1 protein-coding gene is annotated in these 1454 nt (G+C 57.6%); it reads left to right on the top strand.

The window, feature by feature from the left end:
* Positions 1 to 52: 52 nt before the first annotated feature.
* Positions 53 to 1419 (top strand): IS3 family transposase gene (locus C8E00_RS16565; protein WP_243833219.1). Its coding sequence is split into 2 segments (ribosomal slippage): positions 53 to 515 and positions 515 to 1419, totalling 1368 coding nucleotides; the frame shifts between segments, so codons are not numbered across the junction.
* The last annotated feature ends 35 nt before the right edge of the window (positions 1420 to 1454 follow it).

Raw genomic sequence — 1454 nt, forward strand, 5'->3', positions numbered from 1 at the left:
GTGAACTGCACCCCGAAAGTTGGACACCCAATCCAACCTTCGGGGTGTTTCTATGAGGAACCAGTACAGCGACCAGTTTAAGTGGCAAGTGGTACAGCAATACCTGTATGGGAAGGTCGGCCTAAAAGAGACCGCCCGCCACTTTGGCCTGGACTATTCCATGGTCAGGCGATGGGTAGAACAGTACCGGCAACATGGGCCTTCAGGATTGCGCCAGACACGCCGTCACTACAGCCCAGCGTTCAAGCGTGAGGTGCTGGAAAAGATGTGGCGCGACGGCTTGTCGATCCGACAGACCGAGATATTGTTTGATATCCGTGCCGCTGGCGCTATTGGCAGATGGGAACGCCAGTACCATAGTGGGGGCCTAACCGCCTTGGAACCGAAACGTACAGGACGCCGCCCGATGCCCCAGAAGCCTCCTTCTCCACCGCCCGAGTCTCCCACCGATGGTGAGCGCTCTCATGAGGAGTTGCTCGAGGAGCTGGCCTATCTGCGGGCGGAGAATGCCTATCTAAAAAAGCTCGATGCCTTGGCCCGAGAGAAGCGGGCGACGACACGGGGCAAAAAGCCCAAGCCGTCCAAGGGTTAAGGCATGAGCACTCACTGGCGTTGCTGCTGCGTGCGGCATCACTACCGCGCAGCACGTTCTACTACCAGCTCAAGGCCCTGAGGGCTGGCGATCAGTATGCGCCTCTGAAGGCGCATATCCAGGCGATCTATGATCACCACAAGGGACGCTATGGCTATCGCCGTATCACCGCTGTACTGCGCCTGGCAGGCGAGACGATCAATCACAAGACCGTCCAGCGGTTGATGCAACGACTGGGCTTGAAGTCCCGCGTTCGCCCCAAGCGGTATCGAGCTTATCGAGGAGCCGAGGGCTACGCCGCCCCGAATACGCTACGGCGCCGATTTCAGGCCCAAGGACCGAATCAACGATGGGTCACCGACATCACCGAATTCAAGGTCGGTGACCAGAAGCTCTACCTGTCACCGGTCATGGATCTGTATAACGGCGAGATCATCGCCTTCCAGACTGGGCCACGACCGGTATTCAGCTTGGTGAGGCATATGTTGAGGCGTGCCTTCGACCGGCTGAGGCCAGGTGATCGGCCTCTATTGCACTCGGATCAGGGGTGGCATTACCGCCACCCTAACTATCGTCGCCTGGTGGCGGAGAAGCGGATACTGCGCAGCATGTCACGGAAAGGGAATTGTCTGGACAATGCCGCCATGGAGAGTTTTTTCGGCACCCTGAAAGCGGAGTACTTCCATCTGAACCGGTTCGACACCGTTGAGCAGTTACAGAAAGGCATCGCCGACTACATCCACTACTACAACCATCAGCGGATCAAGCAGAGACTAAAGGGCCTGAGCCCCGTGCAATACAGGACTCAGGCCATGGTCGCCGATTAAGAGAACTAACCGTCCAACGATTGGGGGTCAGTTCA

It is taken from the genome of Chromohalobacter marismortui, from assembly GCF_004364315.1.
In the GTDB taxonomy this organism is placed as follows: domain Bacteria; phylum Pseudomonadota; class Gammaproteobacteria; order Pseudomonadales; family Halomonadaceae; genus Chromohalobacter; species Chromohalobacter marismortui.